At 65.3% G+C, this 21,724-nt stretch carries 20 protein-coding genes; 17 read left to right on the forward strand and 3 right to left on the reverse strand.

The features are described 5' to 3' along the window. Nucleotides 1-30: 30 nt before the first annotated feature. Nucleotides 31-639 (forward strand): TetR/AcrR family transcriptional regulator, encoded by a 609-nt coding sequence (locus IC762_RS13340; protein ID WP_349629752.1) that lies wholly within the window; start codon nucleotides 31-33, stop codon nucleotides 637-639. Continuing rightward, complete coding sequence (locus tag IC762_RS13345) at nucleotides 639-1,061, forward strand: hypothetical protein (RefSeq protein ID WP_195789236.1); 423 nt, start codon at nucleotides 639-641, stop codon at nucleotides 1,059-1,061. Before IC762_RS13340 ends, IC762_RS13345 begins: the two co-directional genes overlap by 1 nt. Nucleotides 1,062-1,071: 10 nt before the next feature. Here the strand turns inward: IC762_RS13345 and IC762_RS13350 are convergent, their stop codons facing one another. Then, nucleotides 1,072-2,766, reverse strand: a complete 1,695-nt coding sequence (locus IC762_RS13350; protein WP_195789237.1) for an ATP-binding protein — start codon at nucleotides 2,764-2,766, stop codon at nucleotides 1,072-1,074. A gap of 357 nt (nucleotides 2,767-3,123) precedes the next feature. Between IC762_RS13350 and IC762_RS13355 the strand changes: the two genes are divergently transcribed. Then, a complete protein-coding gene (locus IC762_RS13355) occupies nucleotides 3,124-4,251 on the forward strand; it encodes a PepSY-associated TM helix domain-containing protein (RefSeq protein ID WP_195789238.1) in 1,128 nt (375 codons plus the stop codon). After that, nucleotides 4,248-4,439 (forward strand): hypothetical protein, encoded by a 192-nt coding sequence (locus IC762_RS13360; protein WP_195789239.1) that lies wholly within the window; start codon nucleotides 4,248-4,250, stop codon nucleotides 4,437-4,439. Before IC762_RS13355 ends, IC762_RS13360 begins: the two co-directional genes overlap by 4 nt. Nucleotides 4,440-4,443: 4 nt before the next feature. Here IC762_RS13360 and IC762_RS13365 read toward each other — a convergent pair whose 3' ends face one another. Further along, nucleotides 4,444-5,370 (reverse strand): LysR family transcriptional regulator, encoded by a 927-nt coding sequence (locus tag IC762_RS13365; protein ID WP_195789240.1) that lies wholly within the window; start codon nucleotides 5,368-5,370, stop codon nucleotides 4,444-4,446. Between the two features lie 207 nt (nucleotides 5,371-5,577). Between IC762_RS13365 and IC762_RS13370 the strand changes: the two genes are divergently transcribed. From IC762_RS13370 to IC762_RS13425, 12 genes are all read left to right on the forward strand, one after another. After that, nucleotides 5,578-6,558, forward strand: a complete 981-nt coding sequence (locus IC762_RS13370; RefSeq protein ID WP_246801650.1) for a class 1 fructose-bisphosphatase — start codon at nucleotides 5,578-5,580, stop codon at nucleotides 6,556-6,558. An 11-nt stretch (nucleotides 6,559-6,569) separates the two neighbouring features. Continuing rightward, nucleotides 6,570-7,445 (forward strand): phosphoribulokinase, encoded by an 876-nt coding sequence (locus IC762_RS13375; RefSeq protein ID WP_195789241.1) that lies wholly within the window; start codon nucleotides 6,570-6,572, stop codon nucleotides 7,443-7,445. Then, on the forward strand, nucleotides 7,442-9,460 hold the full coding sequence (gene tkt, locus IC762_RS13380; RefSeq protein ID WP_195789242.1) for a transketolase: 2,019 nt from the start codon (nucleotides 7,442-7,444) through the stop codon (nucleotides 9,458-9,460). The genes IC762_RS13375 and tkt overlap by 4 nt, the downstream gene beginning before the upstream one ends. 15 nt (nucleotides 9,461-9,475) lie before the next feature. Next, entirely contained in the window at nucleotides 9,476-10,558 is a 1,083-nt protein-coding gene (fba, locus tag IC762_RS13385; protein WP_195789243.1) for a class II fructose-bisphosphate aldolase, read from the forward strand. A gap of 30 nt (nucleotides 10,559-10,588) precedes the next feature. Next, nucleotides 10,589-12,052 (forward strand): form I ribulose bisphosphate carboxylase large subunit, encoded by a 1,464-nt coding sequence (locus IC762_RS13390; RefSeq protein WP_195789244.1) that lies wholly within the window; start codon nucleotides 10,589-10,591, stop codon nucleotides 12,050-12,052. Between the two features lie 12 nt (nucleotides 12,053-12,064). Beyond that, the gene (locus IC762_RS13395) at nucleotides 12,065-12,490 is read left to right on the forward strand and encodes a ribulose bisphosphate carboxylase small subunit (RefSeq protein ID WP_195789245.1); all 426 of its coding nucleotides are present in this window, start codon (nucleotides 12,065-12,067) and stop codon (nucleotides 12,488-12,490) included. Between the two features lie 109 nt (nucleotides 12,491-12,599). Further along, nucleotides 12,600-13,520, forward strand: a complete 921-nt coding sequence (cbbX, locus tag IC762_RS13400) for a CbbX protein (protein WP_195789246.1) — start codon at nucleotides 12,600-12,602, stop codon at nucleotides 13,518-13,520. Then, nucleotides 13,517-14,233, forward strand: a complete 717-nt coding sequence (locus IC762_RS13405; RefSeq protein WP_195789247.1) for an HAD family hydrolase — start codon at nucleotides 13,517-13,519, stop codon at nucleotides 14,231-14,233. The genes cbbX and IC762_RS13405 overlap by 4 nt, the downstream gene beginning before the upstream one ends. Nucleotides 14,234-14,639: 406 nt before the next feature. After that, the gene (gene chvE / locus IC762_RS13410; RefSeq protein ID WP_195789248.1) at nucleotides 14,640-15,707 is read left to right on the forward strand and encodes a multiple monosaccharide ABC transporter substrate-binding protein; all 1,068 of its coding nucleotides are present in this window, start codon (nucleotides 14,640-14,642) and stop codon (nucleotides 15,705-15,707) included. 45 nt (nucleotides 15,708-15,752) lie between these two features. Continuing rightward, the gene (gene mmsA / locus IC762_RS13415) at nucleotides 15,753-17,318 is read left to right on the forward strand and encodes a multiple monosaccharide ABC transporter ATP-binding protein (RefSeq protein ID WP_195789249.1); all 1,566 of its coding nucleotides are present in this window, start codon (nucleotides 15,753-15,755) and stop codon (nucleotides 17,316-17,318) included. Further along, nucleotides 17,315-18,505 carry a multiple monosaccharide ABC transporter permease gene (gene mmsB / locus IC762_RS13420; RefSeq protein ID WP_195789250.1) on the forward strand — a complete coding sequence of 397 codons (1,191 nt, stop codon included), beginning with the start codon at nucleotides 17,315-17,317 and terminating at the stop codon, nucleotides 18,503-18,505. Before mmsA ends, mmsB begins: the two co-directional genes overlap by 4 nt. Nucleotides 18,506-18,564: 59 nt before the next feature. Next, nucleotides 18,565-19,398 (forward strand): inositol monophosphatase family protein, encoded by an 834-nt coding sequence (locus IC762_RS13425; RefSeq protein WP_246801552.1) that lies wholly within the window; start codon nucleotides 18,565-18,567, stop codon nucleotides 19,396-19,398. A gap of 171 nt (nucleotides 19,399-19,569) precedes the next feature. On the opposite strand, the gene IC762_RS13430 is transcribed toward IC762_RS13425, so the two are convergent. Continuing rightward, nucleotides 19,570-20,739 carry a glycosyltransferase family 87 protein gene (locus tag IC762_RS13430; RefSeq protein WP_195789251.1) on the reverse strand — a complete coding sequence of 390 codons (1,170 nt, stop codon included), beginning with the start codon at nucleotides 20,737-20,739 and terminating at the stop codon, nucleotides 19,570-19,572. Between the two features lie 244 nt (nucleotides 20,740-20,983). Here IC762_RS13430 and IC762_RS13435 point away from each other — a divergent pair, with 244 nt between their 5' ends. Then, entirely contained in the window at nucleotides 20,984-21,679 is a 696-nt protein-coding gene (locus IC762_RS13435) for a DUF4336 domain-containing protein (RefSeq protein ID WP_195789252.1), read from the forward strand. The last annotated feature ends 45 nt before the right edge of the window (nucleotides 21,680-21,724 follow it).

Below are 21,724 nucleotides of genomic sequence, written 5' to 3' on the forward strand. Positions count from 1 at the left end.
CAACTCCGTTCCGACGAGGAAACCCGCGCCGTGATCTATGACGCTGCGCGCCATGAATTCGCAGTGCGCGGCTTTGCCGTGACCAGCATGTCGGACGTGGCAGCCAGCGCCGGCGTTTCGACCAAGACGCTGTACCGGCTGATTCCGACCAAGCTCGCGTTGTTCGAGGCCACGGTGACCGATCGGATGGATCGCTTCATCTCGGTGGTGAATCTCGGTGCCTGCGACGGCCGCGACATCGCCGCCGCACTGGAGGCCGCGCTGCTGACCTGTGGTGAACTCATCCTCGACGCTGAAGTTATCGCACTCCAGCGCATCATCCTGGCCGAGAGCGACAAATTCCCGGATATCGCCGAGATGTTCTACGCGAAGGCGATGCAACGCACGCTCGGCGCGCTGGCGGCGTGGCTCGGCGTGCAGCAGAGAAGGGGACGGATCGCGCTGGACGATGCGCCTGCCGCCGCCGGCATGCTGCTCGGCATGCTCGTGTTCCAGCCGCAGCGCGACGTGATGTATGGGCATCGGCCGGCTCCGTCGCACGACGAGCTCGAGGCGCGCGCCAAGGCCTGTGCAGCGCTGTTTCTCGCGGGATGCGCCGCGCGCGAGGGCAGCACCAGCAAGCAGAGCGGAGATGCATGATGCCGGACGCGGCCACGACCTTTACCGTCGACGCACAGATCTCGCCCGACGATCGCGCGCAATGCGAGGACCTGCTGATGCGCTGGATGGCGGCGCTCAATAGCTATGATGCAGCGGCGATGGACGCGCTGATGCATTTCCCGCATGTGCGGATGGCGGGCGGTACGGCGACCGTCTATCAGCACGGCGGCGGCAATCCGATGGACCTGTTCGAACGGCTGCGCAGGCAGGACGGCTGGCACCACAGCGCGTGGGACGAGATGGAATTGATCCAGTCATCACCGGTGAAGGCGCATTATGCGCTGCGCTACACCCGCTACCGCGAGGATGGCTCGGTCATCGGCGTCTACGATTCGCTCTATGTGCTGAGCCTGCGCGACGGCGCGTGGAAGATCCAGAGCCGCTCGAGCTTCGGGCCTTGATCAGCCACGGTCACTTCGCTGCTACCGACGCCGGCGGCTGCGCCAGCACCTGCCTGATCATCCGCGCGAGGTCGGATTTGCGGTAGGGCTTCGGCAGCAGCGTGACGTCGGGGTCGAGCCGGCCGTGGTGGAAGATCGCGTCTTCGGTATAGCCCGAGGTGAAGAGCACGCGCACCGAGGGCAGCTTGGCGATCACGGCATCGGCGACCTGCCGGCCGTTCATGCCGCCCGACATGATCACGTCGGTGAACAGCACGTCGCAGACGAATCCCTTGTCGACCGCAGCCACCGCCTCGGGGCCGTTGGCGGTCACCAAGGTGCGGTAGCCGAGCTGCTCGAGCTGGGCGCTGACGTAGTTGCGCACCAGGGGATCGTCCTCGACGACCAGGATGGTCTCGTTGCCGCCGCGGGCGTCGACGACGGGCGGTGGCTCGACGTCGACCATGTCGCCGCTCGAGCGCGGCAGATAGAGCTTGATCGAGGTGCCGTGGCCTTCTTCGGAATAGATCTTGAGATGGCCGTCGGATTGCTTGATGAAGCCGTAGACCATGCTCAAGCCGAGGCCGGTGCCCTTGCCGGTGTCCTTGGTGGTAAAGAACGGCTCGAACACCTTTTCGCGGATATGCTCGGGAATTCCCGCGCCGGTATCGCTCACCGCGATCATGACATACTCGCCCGGCCGCGCGTCGATATTGGCGGCGGCGTAGGTCTCGTCGAGCACGACGTTGCTGGTCTCGAGCATCAGCTTGCCGCCGTCAGGCATCGCATCGCGCGCGTTGACCGCGAGATTGAGCAGCGCGGTCGACAGATGGTTGGGATCGATGAAGGCCGGCCATGCGTCGGGCTCGAGCGCGGTGTCGATCTCGATCTGCTCGCCGAGCGAGGGGCGCAGCAGCCGTGCGGTGTCCTGCACCAGTGTGTTGAGGTTGGCCTCGCGCGGCTGCAGCGGCTGCTGCCGCGAGAAGGCGAGCAGATGCTTGGTCACCTCAGCGCCGCGCGATGCCGCATCGCTGATCATGTTGGTGACCGACGTCAGCGCGGCGTCGTGCGCTACGGCATCGGCAAGGATGTCGATCAGGCCGGTGATCACGGTCAGGATGTTGTTGAAGTCGTGCGCGATGCCGCCGGTGAGATGGCCGACCGCCTCCATCTTCTGCACCTGGCGCAGCTTCTGCTCGGTTTCGAGCTGCTCGCGGGCGGCCTCGACCTCGCGGGCGCGCATGAAGATCTCGGCTTCCATCTGCTCGGTGCGCTCGCGCAAATGGTCGGTCAGCCGATCCTGCTCGACGCCGCGCTGTCTCAGCTGGATGAAACTGGTGACGTCCTCGACCCGGTGGATGATGTAGGTGGGCTGCCCGTTCGGCCCGAACACCGGCGTGTTGCGCGGGCTCCAGAAGCGTTCCTCGAATCCGCCGCCCTCCGAATCGGGCTTGCGGATGTCGTACTTCTGCACCGACATGGTGTCGGGCCGCCGGAACTGGACCACGCGCTCGAGCGAGGCGCGCAGGTTCCGCACGCCGTCAGCGGCCGGATCATCGGGATTGTCGGGGAATACCTCGAACAGGCCACGCCCGAGGATCGCATTCCGCTCGGTCCGCGTCGCGCGCAGATAGGCGTTGCTGACCGCGACAATGCGAAAGTCGGCCGGCATCAGCACAAGATAGAGGCCGGGCGCCGCCTCGAACAACGCCTTGAAGTCAGGCATGGGCGGGGACGGGGTCTGCAGGTCAGTCTCCCTCGCTTAGGACATCGTTTGGCGAGTGGTCCACCAAGATGTCGCATGCGCGTCGGTCGAGTGCAATGCTTAACGCGCGGCGCTGCCTTGAGATTTCCGGCTGACGCGAATTGCCGCGGGCCCGGCCGACGGTAGATGCAAACCGGCCGGCGTATCATTGCACTGGAACCCGGCCGGCAAAGCGCAAGCCTCGATATCACTTAGAGTCCTTCTATTGGCGATATCTCGATCGCTCGCATAAGCCGTCAGAGACTTGCTGCGAGCGGGCACGACGCGTTTGATTCATTTCTGTGTGTTGCGAGGTGCCGCGTCGGTGACGAGGGTCGGATGAAGGCGCGGACCGTCAGGATTTGGTCGCTGGTCCATGGCTGGACCAGCCTGATGTCGACCGTATTTCTGCTGTTGCTCTGCCTCACCGGGCTGCCGCTGATCTTCCATCACGAGATCGACGAGGCGCTTGGCTATGCGCCGCAGCCGGAGGCCGCGGCGGGCCGTGCGCCCTTGCCCGCGCAACAGATCGTGCAGGCTGCGCTCGCTGCGGATCCCGGCCGGGTGATGCAATACGTCTCCTGGGACAAGGATGAACCCGGCATCGTCATGGCGTTCACCAACAACGCGCCCGACGGCAAGCCCGACGATGCCACCGTGCGCGCCTTTGACGCGGTCACCGCCAAGCCGCTCGGGCTGGTCGGCGTCGGTCCGATGCTGATCGTGCTGAAGCTGCACACCGACATGTTCGCGGGGCAGGCCGGCAAGCTGTTCCTCGGCGCGATGGGCCTGCTGTTCGCGGTCGCGATCGTCTCCGGCGTGGTGCTGTATTGGCCGTTCAGCCGCCGCCTGCGCTTTGCCACCATCCGTGACAGATCGGCGCGCCGCGTCGCCTGGCTCGACTGGCACAATCTGATCGGGGTGGTCACGGTCGTCTGGGCGCTGGTGGTCGGTCTCACCGGCGTGATCAACACCTGGGCCGAGCTGATGCTGAACCAGTGGAAGGCGACCGAGCTTGCCGAGATGGTGAAGCCCTATGCCGGCAGGCCGGCGCCGATGCAGCTCGCCGCGCTCGATCGGGTCGTGGCGCAGGCGAAGGGGGCCGCGGCGGGAATGGAGGTCGCCTTCGTGGCCTATCCGGGGACGCCGTTCACCTCGTCGCATCACTATGCGGCGTTCATGCGTGGCGCTACGCCGCTGACCTCGCGGCTGCTGAAGCCGGTGCTGCTCGATGGCGAGACCGCCGAGGTCTCCGACACGCGTGCGCTGCCGGCCTATCTGCAGGCGCTCTTGATCTCGCAGCCGCTGCATTTTGGCGATTACGGCGGCATGCCGCTGAAGATCATCTGGGCGGTGCTCGACATCCTCACCATCATCGTGATCGGAAGCGGGCTCTATCTCTGGTTTGCGCGACGGCGCAAGCGGACCCGCGGCGCCGTGGTGGGTCACGCGGTGCCGGCGGAATGAGATCCGCGGGGCGATCGCAGGGCTGGATCGGCGTCTTCGGCGCGCCGATCGTGCTGGGCATCCTGTCGCTGGCAGGGCTGCTGGCCGCGTTGCTTTACGATGATGTCGGCCGCTATTTTTCCTGGCTTGCGGTCGGCGCGCCGGTGCTGGTGACGGTCTGGACCTGGTTGCGGCTCAGATTGTTCTGAAGGTTCAGCGCGAGTTCGGCAGATAGCGCCAGCCGTCCTTGCCGAGGAAGTCCATCATCGCCTCCGCCGGTGGCAGCAGGATCTTGTCGGCGCGCCGCATCGCGTGCCACTGCCGCACGATCGGCAACCCCTTCACCTTGAGCACGACGAGCCGCGCATCCTCCAGCTCGTGAAACACCGTGTGCTGGGAGATGAAGGCGATGCCGAGGCCGGCCATCACCGCCTGCTTGATGGTCTCGTTGCTGTCCATGATCATGCCGACCCGCGGCGCCAGCCGCACCCGCTCGAAAAATTCCTGCATCAGCATCCGCGTGCCCGATCCCTGCTCGCGGGTAATGAAGGTCTCCTCGGCGAGCTCGGACATGGTGATATGCCGCCGCCGCGCCAGCCGGTGATCGGGTGCTGCGATGATGAAATGCGGATGCCGGCCGAGCGGCCGCATCTCGACCTCGACATCGGCCGGCGGCCTTCCCATCACCGCGATGTCGAGATCGTAGCCGCGCAGCGCGTCGCGGATCTGCTCGCGGTTGCCGATCCGGAGCGTGACGTCGATCTTCGGAAAGCGGCGTGAGAACGCCGCGATGGCGAACGGCACGAAGTATTTCGCGGTCGAGACGGCGCCCATCGCGACGCGGCCGCCGCTGCGGCCCGCGATCATATCGAGCGACTGCTCGCAATCGCGCAGCGCCGCCTCGATCCGCTCGATCATGGCGAGCACATGGGCGCCCGCGTCGGTCACGGCCATGCCGTCGCCGGTGCGCTGGATCAGCGGCAATCCGGCGAGCGCCTGCAGGTTGCGCAGCTGCAGCGTCACTGCCGGCTGCGTCAGGTTGAGGCGGTTGGCCGCTGACGTGATCGATTTGGCCTCGTGCACGGTCGCCAGCGCGCGCAGCTGGCGGATGGTGAGGTCGCGCGAGAACCGGCCGACCATGATTGGCTCCATAAGAAAAACTTTGTTCCATCCAAAGATAATGAAATTTCCCTAATCATGCAATTCGCGCGTTGATAGGGGCCTGGGCGACTCCATTCGGGTCGTCGATCGAAGCCTCGGCACAGAGGGCGTGACCAAAGGGAGAGACCCGTGGAGATTCGTCCTGCATTGCATGCCCATCTGGAGTGGCCGGCGCAGCACAACCCGATGCGTGCGGCCGCGGTCGCGGTGGTCGAGGCGTTGGCGCGCGCCGCGGTCGAGCTTGGGCGGATCATTGCCGCCGGCTCGCTTGCGAGCGCCGGTGCCGAGAGCGGAGGCATCAATCCCGACGGCGACCGGCAGCGTAACATCGACATCGTCGCGGACCATTTGATGCGCGACGCGTTGCGTGGCGCGCCGGTGGCCGCGGTGCTTTCCGAGGAAGCGGAACTGCCCGAGACGCTCGATCCTGACGCGCCGCTCTGCGTCGCGATCGATCCGCTCGATGGCTCCGCCAATCTCGAGAACAACGTCTCGGTCGGCACCATCTTCTCGATCCGGCCGAAGGGACACGACATCATCTCGACCTTCTTCGAGCCGGGCACCGCGCAATGCGCCGCCGGCTGCTTCATCTACGGTCCGCAGACAGTGTTGGTGCTGGCGCTCGACGGTTGCGTCGATTGCTTCACGCTCAACCCGCAGAGCGGCGAGTTCGTGCTGACCGCGCGCGACCTGCGGGTGCCCGCGGACAGCGCGGAATTCGCCATCAACGCCTCGAACCGGCGGCACTGGAGCGGCGCGGTGCGCGGCTATATCGATCAGTGCCTGGCCGGGGTCGATGGCGAGCGTGGCCAGGACTACAACATGCGCTGGATCGGCTCGCTGGTCGCCGAGGCCTACCGCATCCTGATGCGCGGCGGCGTGTTCCTCTATCCTGCGGATGCGCGCCAGGGCTATCGCGAGGGTCGGCTGCGGTTGCTGTACGAGGCGCATCCGATCGCGCTGATCATGGAATGGGCGGGCGGCGCTGCGTCGAACGGCCGCTCCCGCATCCTCGAATTGTCGGCACGCACGCCGCACCAGCGCGTGCCCCTGATCATGGGATCGGCGCGCGCCGTGCGCGACGTCGATGCGGTCCACCTCACCGTCGAGCCGCTTTACGAGAGCAGCGATGCCCCGCTGTTCGCGCGGCGCGGCCTGTTCCGCTGAAGGGGACGCGCATGTCACGTCGACATCCCATCATCTCCATCACCGGTTCGTCCGGCGCCGGCACCACCTCGGTGAAGAAGACGTTCGAGAACATCTTCCGTCGCGAGAATGTGGTTGCCGCATACATCGAGGGCGATGCGTTCCATCGCTACGACCGCACCGAGATGCGCAGCAAGATGCTGGAGAAGGCCGAGCGTGGTGACAAGAATTTCAGCCATTTCAGCCCCGAGACCAATCTGTTCGAGGAGCTGGAGAAGCTGTTCAGCGACTATGCCGAGACCGGCAACGGAACGACACGGCACTACGTGCATGACGAGGAGGAGTCGCGGCTTTATGGCGCCAAGCCCGGCACCTTCACGGCATGGGAGGCGCTGCCGGAGAATTCCGATCTCTTGTTCTACGAGGGGCTGCACGGTGCCGTCGTCACCGACAAGGTCAATGTCGCGCAGCATGCCGACCTGAAGATCGGCGTCGTGCCGGTCATCAATCTCGAATGGATCCAGAAGCTGCACCGCGACCGCAGCCATCGCGGCTATTCCACCGAGGCGGTGACCGACACCATCCTGCGCCGGATGCCCGACTATGTGAACTACATCTGCCCGCAGTTCACCGAGACCGACATCAACTTCCAGCGTGTGCCGACGGTTGACACCTCGAACCCGTTCATCGCGCGCTGGATTCCGACTCCCGATGAATCGATGGTGGTGATCCGGCTGCGCAACCCGCGCGGCATCGATTTCCCCTATCTGCTGTCGATGATCCCGGGAAGCTTCATGTCGCGCGCCAACTCGATCGTGATTCATGGCGCCAAGCTCGACCTCGCGATGCAGCTCATCCTCACTCCGCTGATCCTGCAACTGATCGAACGAAAGAGGCGAACGATATGACCGCACTTGCGCACCTGGCCAGCCGCCCGCGCGCCGACGTCGGCTATGCCGAGATGGCCAACGCGATCCGCTTCCTCGCCATCGACGCCGTCGAGCAAGCGAAATCCGGCCACCCCGGCATGCCGATGGGCATGGCCGACGTCGCGACCGTGCTGTTCCAGGATTTCCTGAAGTTCGATCCGGCAGACCCTGCCTGGCCCGACCGCGACCGTTTTGTGCTATCGGCCGGCCACGGCTCGATGCTGCTCTACGCGCTGCTGCATTTGACCGGCTATGAGGGCGTGACGCTCGAGCAGCTCAAGGCCTTCAGGCAATGGGGATCCAAGACGCCGGGACATCCTGAGTACGGCCATACACCTGGTGTCGAGACCACGACCGGGCCGCTGGGGCAGGGGATCGCGACCGCGGTCGGCATGGCGCTCGCCGAGCGGTTGATGAATGCGCGCTTCGGCGACGACCTCGTCGACCACTTCACCTATGTGATCGCGGGCGACGGTTGCCTGATGGAGGGCATCAGCCACGAGGCGATCTCGCTCGCCGGTCATCTCAGGCTGAACCGGCTGATCGTGCTGTTCGACGACAACCATATCTCGATCGACGGCGCCACCTCGCTGTCCTGCTCGGACGACCAGATCGCACGGTTCAAGGCCAGCGGCTGGGATGTCTGCAGCATCGACGGCCACGACCCGGTCGCGATCGCCGCCGCGCTCGGGCAGGCAAAGGCGAGCGATCGGCCCTCGCTGATTGCCTGCCGCACGGTGATCGGTTTCGGCGCGCCGAACCGGCAGGGCAGCGAGAAGGTTCACGGCGCGCCGCTCGGCGCCGACGAGACCCAGAAGACCCGCGCTGCGCTGGGCTGGCCCTATCAGCCATTCGAGATTCCGGATGCGGTGCTGACCGAATGGCGCGACGTCGGCGCGCGCGGCAGCGATGCGCGGCGTGCCTGGATCGAGCGCTCGCGCCGCGCCTGCAATGGCGAGCGATCGCCGTTCCACGACGCGCTGAACCGGAAATTACCATGTGCCTATGCCGAGGCGATGGCGAAGCTGACGACGCGCTTCACCACCGAACGACCGAAGCTTGCGACGCGGCAGGCATCGCAGCAGGTCATCGACGTGATCGCGAGCGCCTTGCCGAACCTGCTCGGCGGCTCGGCGGATCTGACGCATTCGAACCTCACCATGGCGAAGACGCAAACGCCGGTGCGGCCGGAGACACTCGACGGCAATTACATCCACTACGGCATCCGTGAGCATGGCATGGCCGCGGCGATGAACGGCATCGCCCTGCATGGCGGCTTCATTCCCTATGGCGGCACATTCCTCTGCTTCGCCGATTACAGCCGGCCGGCGATCCGCCTTGCGGCGCTGATGGGCATCCGCGTTGTCCATGTGATGACCCATGACTCGATCGGGCTCGGCGAGGACGGGCCGACGCATCAGCCGGTCGAGCATCTGGCCGCACTGCGCGCGATCCCGAACCTGCTGGTGTTTCGCCCCGCCGATGCGGTCGAGACCGCGGAAGCCTGGGATTGCGCGCTGAAGGCCGAGACCTCGCCGTCGATCCTTTGCCTGTCGCGGCAGGCGCTGCCGACGGTGCGCGACACAACCAAGGACAACCAGGTCGCGCTCGGCGCCTACGTGTTGGTCGAGCCGGCCCTCGGACGTGACGTCACCCTGATTGCGACGGGTTCGGAGGTGGCGATCGCGCTCGAGGCCGCAACGCTGCTGGTGGAAACAGGGGTGAAGGCCGCGGTCGTCTCGGCGCCGTGCTTCGACCTGTTCCGCCAGCAGCCGCGCGACTACCGCGCTCACGTGCTGGGCGATGCCCCGCGTGTCGGCGTCGAAGCCGCCGTCGAAGGTGATTGGGCGCGCTGGCTCGGCGAGCACGGCGAATTCGTCGGCATGACCGGCTTCGGCGCCTCTGCACCGGCCGACATGCTCTACCGCGAGTTCGGCATCACGCCGGCGGCGGTCGCAGACGCGGCGAAGCGCGTGATCGATCAATCGAACTGAAAGGAGGACGCCACCATGGCACGGATAACCCTGAGGCAATTGCTGGATCACGCCGCCGAGCGCGGCTACGGCGTGCCGGCCTTCAACATCAACAACATGGAGCAGGGCCTCGCCATCATGGAGGCGGCGGCTGCCTGCGATGCGCCGGTGATCATCCAGGCCTCGCGTGGCGCGCGGGCCTATGCCAACGACATCATGCTGGCGAAGATGATCGATGCGCTGGAGGCGATGTATCCGCAGATCCCGCTCTGCCTGCATCTCGACCACGGCAACGAGGAGGCGACCTGCGCCACCGCGATCCGCCACGGCTTCACCTCCGTCATGATGGACGGCTCGCTGAAGGCCGACGCCAAGACCGCGGCGGATTATGACTACAACGTCGGCATCACCCGCCGCGTCGTCGAGATGGCGCACTGGGTCGGCGCCTCCGTCGAAGGCGAGCTCGGCGTGCTCGGCTCGCTCGAGCATGGCGGCGGCGAGCAGGAGGATGGTCACGGCGTCGAGGGCAAGATCAGCCACGACCAGCTGCTCACCGATCCCGACCAGGCCGTCGATTTCGTCCGCGCCACCAAGGTCGATGCGCTGGCGATTGCGATGGGCACCTCGCACGGCGCCTACAAATTCACGCGCCGGCCCGACGGCGAGATTTTGGCGATGCGTGTGGTCGAGGAGATCCACGCGCGCCTGCCGAGTACGCATCTGGTGATGCACGGCTCGTCCTCGGTGCCGCAGCCGCTGCAGGACATGTTCAACGCGTTCGGCGGCGAGATGCCGCAGACCTGGGGCGTGCCGGTCGAGGAGATCGTCCGCGGCATCAAGCACGGTGTGCGCAAGGTCAATATCGACACCGATTGCCGCCTCGCGATGGCCGCTGCCTTCCGCAAGGTCGCGACGCAGTCGAGGAGCGAGTTCGATCCGCGCAAGTTCCTGAAGCCCGCGATGGATGCGCTGCGCGAGCTCTGCCGCGACCGCTTCGAACAGTTCGGCACGGCCGGCAATGCCGCAAGGATCAACGTCGTGCCGCTGCCGGAGATGGCGCGGCGCTACCGCGCCGGCGCGCTCGACCCCCAGATCGGAAACATGACCCAGGCCGCTTGAGCCGGCCGCGACCAACGACAGGAGACACAGATGAATATTCAGCAGTCGATCACGGTGCGCGGCAAGGATCGCTACAAGTCCGGCGTGATGGAATACAAGAGGATGGGCTATTGGGAGCCGAACTACGAGCCCAAGGACACCGACGTCATCGCGCTGTTTCGCGTCACGCCGCAGGATGGCGTCGATCCGACCGAAGCCTGCGCCGCGGTGGCGGGCGAATCCTCGACCGCGACCTGGACCGTGGTGTGGACCGACCGGCTGACCGCCGCGGAAAAATACCGCGCGAAGTGCTATCGGGTCGATCCGGTGCCGAACTCGCCGGGCAGCTATTTCGCCTACATCGCCTACGACATCGATCTGTTCGAGCCGGGCTCGATCGCGAACCTGACGGCGTCGATCATCGGTAACGTGTTCGGCTTCAAGCCGCTGAAGGCGCTGCGCCTCGAGGACATGCGGCTGCCGGTCGCCTATGTGAAGACGTTCCAGGGCCCCGCGACCGGCATCGTGGTGGAGCGCGAGCGGCTCGACAAGTTCGGCCGTCCCTTGCTCGGCGCCACCGTGAAGCCGAAACTCGGCCTGTCCGGCCGCAACTATGGCCGTGTCGTCTATGAAGCGCTGAAAGGCGGGCTGGATTTCACCAAGGACGACGAGAACATCAACTCGCAGCCCTTCATGCACTGGCGCGAGCGCTTCCTCTACTGCATGGAGGCGGTCAACCGCGCGCAGGCCGCGACCGGCGAGATCAAGGGCACCTATCTCAACGTCACCGCGGCGACGATGGAGGACATGTACGAGCGCGCCGAATTCGCGCATGAGCTCGGCTCCAACATCGTCATGATCGACCTCGTGATCGGTTACACGGCGATCCAGTCGATGGCGAAATGGGCGCGCAGGAACAACATGATCCTGCATCTGCACCGCGCCGGTCACTCGACCTACACGCGGCAGCGCAGCCACGGCGTTTCGTTCCGCGTCATCGCCAAGTGGATGCGGCTTGCCGGCGTCGATCACATCCATGCCGGCACCGTGGTCGGCAAGCTCGAGGGCGATCCGAACACCACGCGCGGCTACTACGACATCTGCCGCGAGGACTTCAACCCGTTGCAGCTCGAGCATGGCGTGTTCTTCGATCAGAACTGGGCGAGCCTCAACAGGCTGATGCCGGTCGCCTCCGGCGGCATCCATGCCGGCCAGATGCATCAGTTGCTCGACCTGCTCGGCGAGGACGTCGTGCTGCAATTCGGCGGCGGCACCATCGGCCATCCCCGCGGTATCCAGGCCGGCGCCACCGCCAACCGCGTCGCGCTGGAAGCCATGATCCTCGCCCGCAACGAGGGCCGCGACTACGTCCATGAAGGGCCGGAGATCCTGGCCAAGGCTGCGCTGACCTGCACGCCGCTGCGCGAAGCGCTCGATATCTGGAAGGACGTCACCTTCAATTACGAGTCGACCGATGCCCCCGACTTCGTTCCCACGCCGAGCATGGCGGTCTGACAGGAGGTTCTCATGCGCGTTACCCAAGGCTGCTTCTCGTTTCTGCCCGATCTTACCGACGAGCAGATCGCAGCGCAGGTGCAATACTGTCTCGACAAGGGCTTTGCGGTGAACATCGAGTTCACCGACGATCCGCATCCCCGCAATACCTATTGGGAGATGTGGGGCCTGCCGATGTTCGACTTGCGCGATGCCGCCGGGATCATGAAGGAGTTGGCCGACTGCCGGCGCGTCTATGGCGACCGTTACATCCGGATCTCCGGCTTCGATTCCAGTCCTGGCTGGGAGTCGGTGCGGCTGTCCTTCATCGTCAACCGGCCGCGCGAGGAGCCGGGCTTCCGGCTCGATCGCCAGGAGACCGTCGGCCGCAACCTGCGCCATTCGACCCACGCCTATGCCGCTGCTCGACCCGAGGGCGAGCGCTACCGAGATCAGTGACCGCATCCGGCTCAAGCCAGGCGGATTGCTCCCTCGGCCGTCCTGGTCCGGATGCACCTCTCCGTCGTCGCTGCCGCGCGGCGACGGAGCTTTTCGATAAGAGAGCAGGATGACGCAAGCACAAGAACAGACCCTTGAGAAACCGCCCGAGACCATCGATCTCCGGCACGAATTCGCCGATCTCGGCATCGGCGCCGTGCTCGACCAGCTCGATTCCGAATTGATCGGGTTGAAGCCGGTGAAGACCCGGATCCGCGAGATCGCCTCGCTGCTTCTGGTCGAGCGCATCCGGCAGAAGATGGCGCTGGCGACGACGTTTCCGACCCTGCACATGTCGTTCACCGGCAATCCCGGCACCGGCAAGACCACGGTGGCGCTGCGGATGGCCGGTATCCTGCACAAGCTCGGCTTCGTGCGCCGCGGCCACGTCATCAGCGTCACGCGCGACGACCTGGTCGGGCAATATATCGGCCACACCGCGCCGAAGACCAAGGAGATCCTGAAGAAGGCGATGGGCGGCGTGCTGTTCATCGACGAAGCCTATTATCTCTACCGTCCCGAGAACGAGCGCGACTACGGCCAGGAGGCGATCGAGATCCTGCTCCAGGTGATGGAGCAGCAGCGCGAGGACATGGTGGTGATCCTGGCCGGCTACGGCGACCGCATGGAAAAATTCTTCCAGAGCAATCCGGGGTTCCGCTCGCGGATCGCGCATCATGTCGACTTCCCCGACTATTCCGATGCCGAGCTATTGTGGATCGCCGAACTGATGCTGCAGCAGCAGAATTATCGTCTTTCTCCTGAGGCACGCGAGGCCTTCGTCCGCTACATCGCCGCGCGCAAGACGCAGCCGCTGTTCTCCAATGCCCGCTCGATCCGCAACGCGCTCGATCGCATCCGGCTGCGCCAGGCCAACCGGATCGTGGCCAAGCTCGACCGCACGCTGACCGCCGACGACGTGATGTCGATCGAGGCCGGTGATGTGCTGGCGAGCCGCGTGTTTTCCAAGCCAGCGGGCGAGGGGCGATGAACCAGGCGCTCGCAGCGATCCGGTCCGGTGGGATGCGGGACATCATTGCGAGCGCCCGCGCGTTGATCTTCGATGTCGACGGCACGCTCGCCGAGACCGAGGAGGTGCATCGCCAGTCCTTCAACGAGGCGTTCGCCGAAGCGGGGCTCGACTGGTTCTGGGACCGGCCGACCTATGCGCGGCTGCTTCGGGTCGCCGGCGGCAAGGAGCGCATCCGCGCATTCGATCAGCGCAACGCGGTTCCATTGCTGAGCTTTGCCGAGATCGCCGCATTGCACCGGGTCAAGACCGCGCGCTACGCCGCGCTGATCGCGGCCGGCGGCTGCCCGCTCCGGCCCGGCGTGTGGAGCTGGCTTTCCAGCGCGCGCCGCCGGGGCCAGCGTCTGGCGATCGCCACGACCACCTCGCACGGCAATATCGATGCGCTGCTGTCGGTTGCGCTGGGGCTGGACTGGGCCGATCTGTTCGAGACGATCGTTGCCGGCGACGACGTTCCACGCAAGAAGCCGGCGCCCGATGTCTACGACGCCGTGCTCGCGCGGCTCGCGCTCAGGCCGGCGGATTGCATCGCCATCGAGGATTCCGGCAACGGACTCGTCGCTGCATCGCGGGCCGGCATTCCCGTTGTCGTCACCCGCAGCGCGTATTTCCACGACGACGATTTGACCGGGGCTCTCTTGGTCGTCGATGATCTCTCTCAGGTCGACTACTGAGGTACCGCTTGCCGGGCGTGACCTCTCGCGGCCGCTAAATAGTCAAATAATATGACTAGTCGAGGCATCCCTTCCGTGAAATAGTACGGCTTCACCCCGCAAGAGGGTGGCCAAGGGGTGCCAGAACACCGCGATCCGCGGCAGCTGGCGCGCACGAACGACCTCGGGAGACCGCGCCTCATGATTGCCAACGCCATTCCTGCGCCTGCTTCACTGCATCCTCTCGCGTCCCGCTGAACCCGGCGGGCGGTTCGTGGATTGGCTGGTCGCGAAGGCGAGCATTGGCGATGGCAATGGCTGCATCACATTTTCGCAACTTCCAGGTGTGACGGTGGCGCATAGGATGCGGCGGGCAGGCGACCGGTGGCCGGCGATAGAAACAATTCAACAAGAAAGGGAGTGACGCATGTTTGGGTTGAGGACCACATTGTTTGCGCTCGCGCTGGCGGGCTTCGCCGGCGCACCATCGGGCGCGCTCGCCCAGAGCAAACCGACCATCGGGATCGCGATGCCGACCAAATCCTCGGCGCGCTGGATCGATGACGGCAACAACATGGTCAAGGTGCTGAAGGACCGTGGCTACGGCACCGACCTGCAATATGCCGAAGACGACATCCCGAACCAGCTCTCCCAGGTCGAGAACATGGTGACCAAGGGCGCCAAGGTGCTGGTGATCGCGGCGATCGACGGCACCACGCTGTCGGATGCGCTGAAGCAGGCCAAGGCGCAAGGGATCACCGTGATCGCCTATGACCGCCTGATCCGCGACACGCCCAACGTCGACTATTACGCGACCTTCGATAATTTCCAGGTCGGCGTGCTGCAGGCGCAGTCGATCGTGAACGGGCTTGGCCTGAAGGACGGCAAGGGGCCCTTCAACATCGAATTGTTCGGCGGCTCGCCCGACGACAACAACGCCTATTTCTTCTACAACGGCGCGATGTCGGTGCTGAAGCCCTACATCGACAGCGGCAAGCTCGTCGTCGCCAGCGGCCAGATGGGCATGGACAAGGTCGCCACCCTTCGCTGGGACGGCGCGACCGCACAGGCGCGGATGGACAATCTGCTCAGTGCCTTCTACGGCAAGAAGCGCGTCGATGCGGTGCTGTCGCCCTATGACGGCCTGTCGATCGGCATCATCTCGTCGCTGAAGGGCGTCGGCTACGGCAGCAAGGATCAGCCGATGCCCTACATCTCCGGCCAGGACGCCGAGGTTCCCTCGATCAAGGCGATGCTGCGCGGCGAGCAGTATTCGACCATCTTCAAGGATACCCGCGACCTCGCCAAGGTGACGGCCGACATGGTCGATGCGGTGCTGAACAAGAAGGAGGTCGCCGTCAACGACACCAAGTCCTACAACAACGGCGTCAAGGTGGTTCCCTCCTATCTGCTGAAGCCGGTTGTGGTGGACAAGACCAATTGGGAGAAAGTCCTGGTTGACAGCGGCTACTACAAGAAGTCGCAATTCGAGTAGGGCGATTTCGAGCGAACTGGATACCGCGCTGCGGGACGTGATGCGATGACGGCAATGCTTGAGATGCGCGGCGTCAGCAAGAGCTTTGCCGGCGTGCAGGCGCTGCGCGACGTCAGCTTCACCGTGGAGGCCGGCCAGATCCATGCGCTAGTCGGCGAGAACGGTGCCGGCAAGTCGACCCTGATGAAGGTGCTGAGCGGGGTGTACCCCGCCGGCAGCTACGAAGGGTCGATCGTGTTCGACGGCGAAGAGCGCCGGTTCCGCGACATCAACGACTCCGAAGCGCTGGGGATCATCATCATCCACCAGGAGCTGGCGCTGATCCCGCAGATGTCGATCGCCGAGAACATCTTCCTGTCCCATCCGCCATCCCGGTTCGGCGTGATCGATCGCAACACGGTGTACCGTCGCACCGCGGAGCTGCTCGCGCAGGTCGGCCTGCGGGAGCAGCCGGATACGCTGGTCACCGATCTCGGCGTCGGCAAGCAGCAGCTGGTCGAGATCGCCAAGGCGCTGTCCAAGCGGGTCAAGCTCCTGATCCTCGACGAGCCGACCGCGAGCCTCAATGAGGCCGACAGTGCGGCGCTGCTGGAGCGGCTGATGACGTTCCGCGAGCAGGGCATCGCCTCGATCCTGATCTCGCACAAGCTCAACGAGGTCGCCCGCGTCGCTGACCGCATCACGGTGCTGCGCGACGGCCGCACCGTCGACAGCCTCGATTGCAGTACCGAAAAGATCGAGGAGGACCGCATCATCCGCAGCATGGTCAATCGCGATCTCGCGCATCGCTTCCCGGAGCGCAATGTCGCGATCGGCGATCCCGTGCTGACGGTCGCGAACTGGTCGGTGCATCATCCGCTGCACACCGCGCGGCAGGTGATCCGGAACGTCGATTTCACCGTGCGCCGCGGCGAGGTGATCGGCATCGCCGGCCTGATGGGCGCCGGCCGCACCGAATTCGCGATGAGCCTATTCGGCCGCGCCTGGGGCACCAACATCTCCGGCAAGGTCCGTCTCGACGGACGCGAGCCTGATCTGTCCAGCGTGCCGGCGGCGATCGACGCTGGGCTTGCCTACGTCACCGAGGACCGCAAGCAGCTCGGGCTGATCCTCGGCCACGACGTCCGCAAGAACGTCACGCTGTCGAGCCTTCGCCAGGTCGCCGAGCGCGGCGTGATCGACGACCTGGTCGAGCTGAAGGCCGCGAGCGACTACCGCAGCCGGATGCGGATCCGCTGTTCCGACGTCTATCAGGAGACCGGCCAGCTCTCCGGCGGCAACCAGCAGAAGGTGGTGCTGTCGAAGTGGCTGATGACCGACCCCAAGGTGCTGCTGCTGGACGAACCGACGCGAGGCATCGATGTCGGGGCCAAATACGAGATTTACTGTATCATCAACGAGCTCGCGGAGGCCGGCAAGGGCGTCGTGGTGATCTCGTCGGAAATGCCGGAACTGCTCGGCATTTGCGACCGGATCTGCGTCATGAATGACGGCGCCTTCGTCGGCGAGTTCGCGGCCGCCGACGCCACGCAGGAGAAGATCATGCGCGCCATCATGCGCAATGTCAGGATGCCCGGCGCCGGCGCGGCGCTGCAAGGAGCGGCACAATGACCGATAAGACGGTGTCACTTCCCGAGGTTCCGACGCATACCGGTTTCATCAAGAACAATCTGCGCAACTACGGCATGCTGCTGTCGCTGCTTGCGATCATGCTGTTCTTCGAGATCGTGACCGACGGTACGCTGCTGCAGCCGCTCAACCTCACCAACCTCGTGCTGCAGAATAGCTACATCGTGATCATGGCGCTCGGCATGTTGCTGGTGATCGTCACCGGGCACATCGATCTTTCGGTCGGATCGGTCGCGGGCTTCGTCGGCGCGGTCGCGGCCGTCTTGATGGTGCGCTACCACGTCAGCTACCCGATCGCCTTCGTCGCCTGCCTCGTGGTCGGCGCCGCGATCGGAGCGGCGCAGGGCTACTGGGTGGCCTATTTCGGCATTCCGTCTTTCATCGTGACCTTGGCCGGCATGCTGGTGTTCAAGGGCCTGGCGCTCGCGGTGCTGCAGGGCCAGTCGCTCGGGCCGTTCCCGTCGACCTTCCAGAAATTGTCGTCGGGCTTCATCCCGGAGTTGTTTCCGAGCGCCGGCACGCTGTATCCGACCTCGCTCCTGATCGGCATCGTGCTTGCCTTCGCGCTGGTGCTGGCAAGCGCCAAGACCCGTGCGCGCGAGTTGTCGCACGGCATCTCGGTCGAGCCTTATGTGTTCTTCGTCGCCAAGAGCGTGGCGCTGGCGGGCGCGGTGCTCTACTTCACCTATCTGATCGCCTCGCATCGCGGCCTGCCCAACGTGCTTGTCATCATGACGGCGCTGATTGCACTCTATGGTTTTGTCACGCGGCGCACCGTGATCGGCCGGCAGATCTATGCGGTCGGTGGCAATGCCAAGGCGGCGAAGCTGTCGGGCGTCAAGACCGAGCGGCTGACCTTCTTTACCTTCGTCAACATGGGCGTGCTCGCGGCGCTCGCTGGTCTCGTGTTCGCCGCGCGGCTCAACACGGCGACGCCGAAGGCCGGGCTTGGCTTCGAGCTCGACGTGATCGCCGCCTGCTTCATCGGCGGTGCCTCGGCCTATGGCGGCGTCGGCCGTGTCGGCGGAGCGGTGGTCGGCGCCATGATCATGGGCGTGATGAACAACGGCATGTCGATCCTCGGCATCGGCATCGATTACCAGCAGGTCATCAAGGGCCTGGTGCTGCTCGGCGCCGTCTGCATCGATGTCTACAACCAGCGACGCTGAGCCGAACACGCGGTCACATTTCTGCGGTAGGCTCCCGAATCAATGAGGGAGAACGCCGCGTGAAACTGTCCCATGCCGATGCGCTGAACATAGGACAAATCCTTGCCGAGGTCGGCCGCACCGAGATCATGCCGCGGTTCCGTCGCGTGCGGGAGATCGAGGTCCGCACCAAGACCTCCGCCTTCGACGTGGTCACCGAGGCCGATGAGAAGGCCGAGGAGGCGATCGCGGCAGCGCTGCTGCGCGCGTTTCCGGGTGCTGCCATCATCGGCGAGGAGGGCACGTCGCGTGACCCGGCGGCGCTCGATCAGGTCGGGACCGCGGAACTCGCCTTCATCATCGACCCGATCGATGGCACGCGCAATTTCACCTCCAGCCTGCCGCTGTTCGGCAGCATGGTGGCCGCCACCATGCGCGGCGAGATCGTGTTCGGTGCGATCCACGATCCCGTCTGCAACGACACCGCGTTCGCGCTGCGCGGCGAGGGCGCCTGGCTCGAGATGCCCGACGGCAAGCGCCACGATCTCAAGGTCGCAGCCGCGGTGCCGGTCAAGGAGATGGACGGCGTGATCGGCGTCAACTTCCTGCCCGAGCCGCTGCGCACCACCGTGGTCGGCAACATCTCCAAGCTTGGCATGACGGCGTGGCTGCGCTGCGCCGCGCACGAATATCGGCTGGCGGCATCGGGGCATTGCCACCTGCTGTTCTACAACAAGCTGATGCCGTGGGATCATGCGGCCGGCTGGCTGCTGCATCGCGAGGCCGGGGGCTATAGCGCGCATTTCGACGGATCGCCGTACAAGCCGGTCAACACGACAGGTGGGTTGTTGTGTGCGCCCGGTGAAGCGAGCTGGCACGCGGTGAAGCAGGCGATCTTGACGGAGGGTGGGTAGGCTGCTGCAACAACAACGGTGTCGTCCCGGCGAAGGTCGGGACCCATAACCACAGGATTGAGTCGTTAAGGAAGACTGCGGCCCCAGAGCCGTACAAAAATGACCTTCAGTGGTAATGGGTCCCGGCCTTCGCGGGGACGACGCTGAGTATTTGGTGCCGCTTGTCCCCCGTCACGACGGCGGCAGATGCCTGATACGGCGAGCCACCAGCAGGGTCAGTCCCATGATTGCGATCGGGCCGAGCGGCACGCCGTTGGCGCCCGCTGGCACCATGGCGAAAGGCGTGAGATAGAGCGCGGCGAGCGTGACGCGTTCATACGGCAGCCAGCCACGTGCGATCGCCTGCGCGGCCAGCCACGCGCCCGGGATTGCCAGGATCACCATCTCGTAATTGCCGAAGAACGGCACGCACAGGCCTGTCACGGCCGTCATCAGCGCGATCTCGGCGGCGCCGCCGGGCCGGGTTCGCAATGTCAGCACCAGCGCGACAATTACGGCGGCAGCGGTCACAAGCTGCACCAGCCAGGCGGTGTCGCTGGAGCCACCGAGCAGGCGGACACCAGCATAGAGGCTGGCGAATTTCTCGAAGCCGGGTGCGCCGCCGATGTTCCAGGCGCTGGCCTGGGGCAGGACGTTGATGAATCCCACCCAGGCGTCGATGCCGAACAGCGCGGTGGCTGCCGCGACCAGCACCAGTGTCGTTGCGACCGCCGCAGCGAGCGCGCGCCAGCGCCGCGTCACGATCAGCACGAGCGGGGCAAGGAAGGCGATTTGCGGCTTGAAGGTGAGGCAGCCGATCAGCACGCCGGCGGCGACGGGATAGCGGTCGAGCGTGAGCGCGGATCCGCCGAGCAGGCCGGCCGAGAACAGCGAGTTCTGTCCGAACAGCGCGCACACCCAGGCGGCCGGGAAGGCGAGCGCCGGCACGACTGAGCCGCCCCTGAGCATGGCTCGCACCGCGGCGGAGTAAGCGGCGCCAGTCGCGGTGATCCAGACGGACGCTGCCGCCGCAAACGGCAGCAGCGCGAAGGGCAACCAGACCAGCAGCGCGGTCGGCGGATAGAAGAACGGCGCGTAGGTTTTGTCACCGAGCACGGCGGCAACGGCGGCGCGGCCCGCATCGCCATAGGCATCGCCGGCATGGCCTGCGAACGCGAGCCGGCCTGCGGTCCAGAACGCCGCGAAATCGTGGCCGACCTCCATGGTCGGCGCAGCCCACGGGATGCTCGCGACCGCGCCGATCATCAGCACCAGCAGCACGCGGGTGAAGGCGGTGACGCGGTCGGCCGTCAGCCAGTCGGCGTCACGCAGCACCGACAGCGAGCCCGAGCCCCGTGGCAAGTCTTGCGACGCGTCCTGCGATATCTGCCGGTTCATAGGTGTCCGCGTATGCCGTGTCCCTCGCGATATCTGATTGAAATCGTCTAAGGTTACGTAAACCGGACCTCCGCCATCCTTCAGCACGGAAACTGGAATCCAGACCATTGCCGCCGTCTGTGACTGTCATGGCAAACATGGTAAAGGAATCTGGAACGAGCTTTGGCGCGGCTCGCACCGAGGCTCGACGCCAAACGGATCGTCGCGAATGGCGACATTGCAGCAGTTCGGTCTTGAGATCTGGATCGCCGAGGGACCATGCGTTGCTGTCGCCGGATTCCACTATCCGACCCGGATGGCCGTCATCCGGCTGGCTGACGGGAACCTATTCATCTGGTCGCCGGTCCGGCTGACCGAGAGCCTTGGCGCCGCGGTGGATGCGCTCGGTCCCGTGCGGCACATCGTGGCGCCGAATTCGCTGCATCATCTCTTTCTTGCGGAGTGGAAGCGCGCCTATCCCGGTGCCGTGCTTTACGTCCCGCCTGGCCTGCACAAGCAACGCAAGGATATCGCCTTCGATGCCGATCTTCGGGACATGCCGAGCCCCGATTGGGCCGGGCAGATCGATCAGGTGGTGGTGCACGGCAATCTGATCACTACCGAGGTGGTGTTCTTTCACGTGAGGAGCCGCACCGTGCTGTTCACCGACCTGCTGCAACAGATTCCGGTCGAACTGCTCTCGGGCTGGCGGGCAACGATCGCAAGACTGGACTTGATGGTGGGGCCAGAGCCGTCGGTGCCGCGCAAGTTTCGCTTCGGCTTCACCAACCGCCGCGCGGCGCGGGCAGCGCTGGGGCGCATTCTGGCATGGCCGGTCGAAAAGGTGCTGATGGCCCACGGTACACCGGTCGAGACCGCCGCGCCTGCATTCTTGCGCCGTGCCTTCGCGTGGCTCATCAAGTGATGTGAGAGGCAGCTGCGATTTATTTGCGCGAGGCCTGACGGTCTC

Source organism: Bradyrhizobium genosp. L (genome assembly GCF_015624485.1).
Taxonomy (GTDB): Bacteria; Pseudomonadota; Alphaproteobacteria; order Rhizobiales; family Xanthobacteraceae; genus Bradyrhizobium.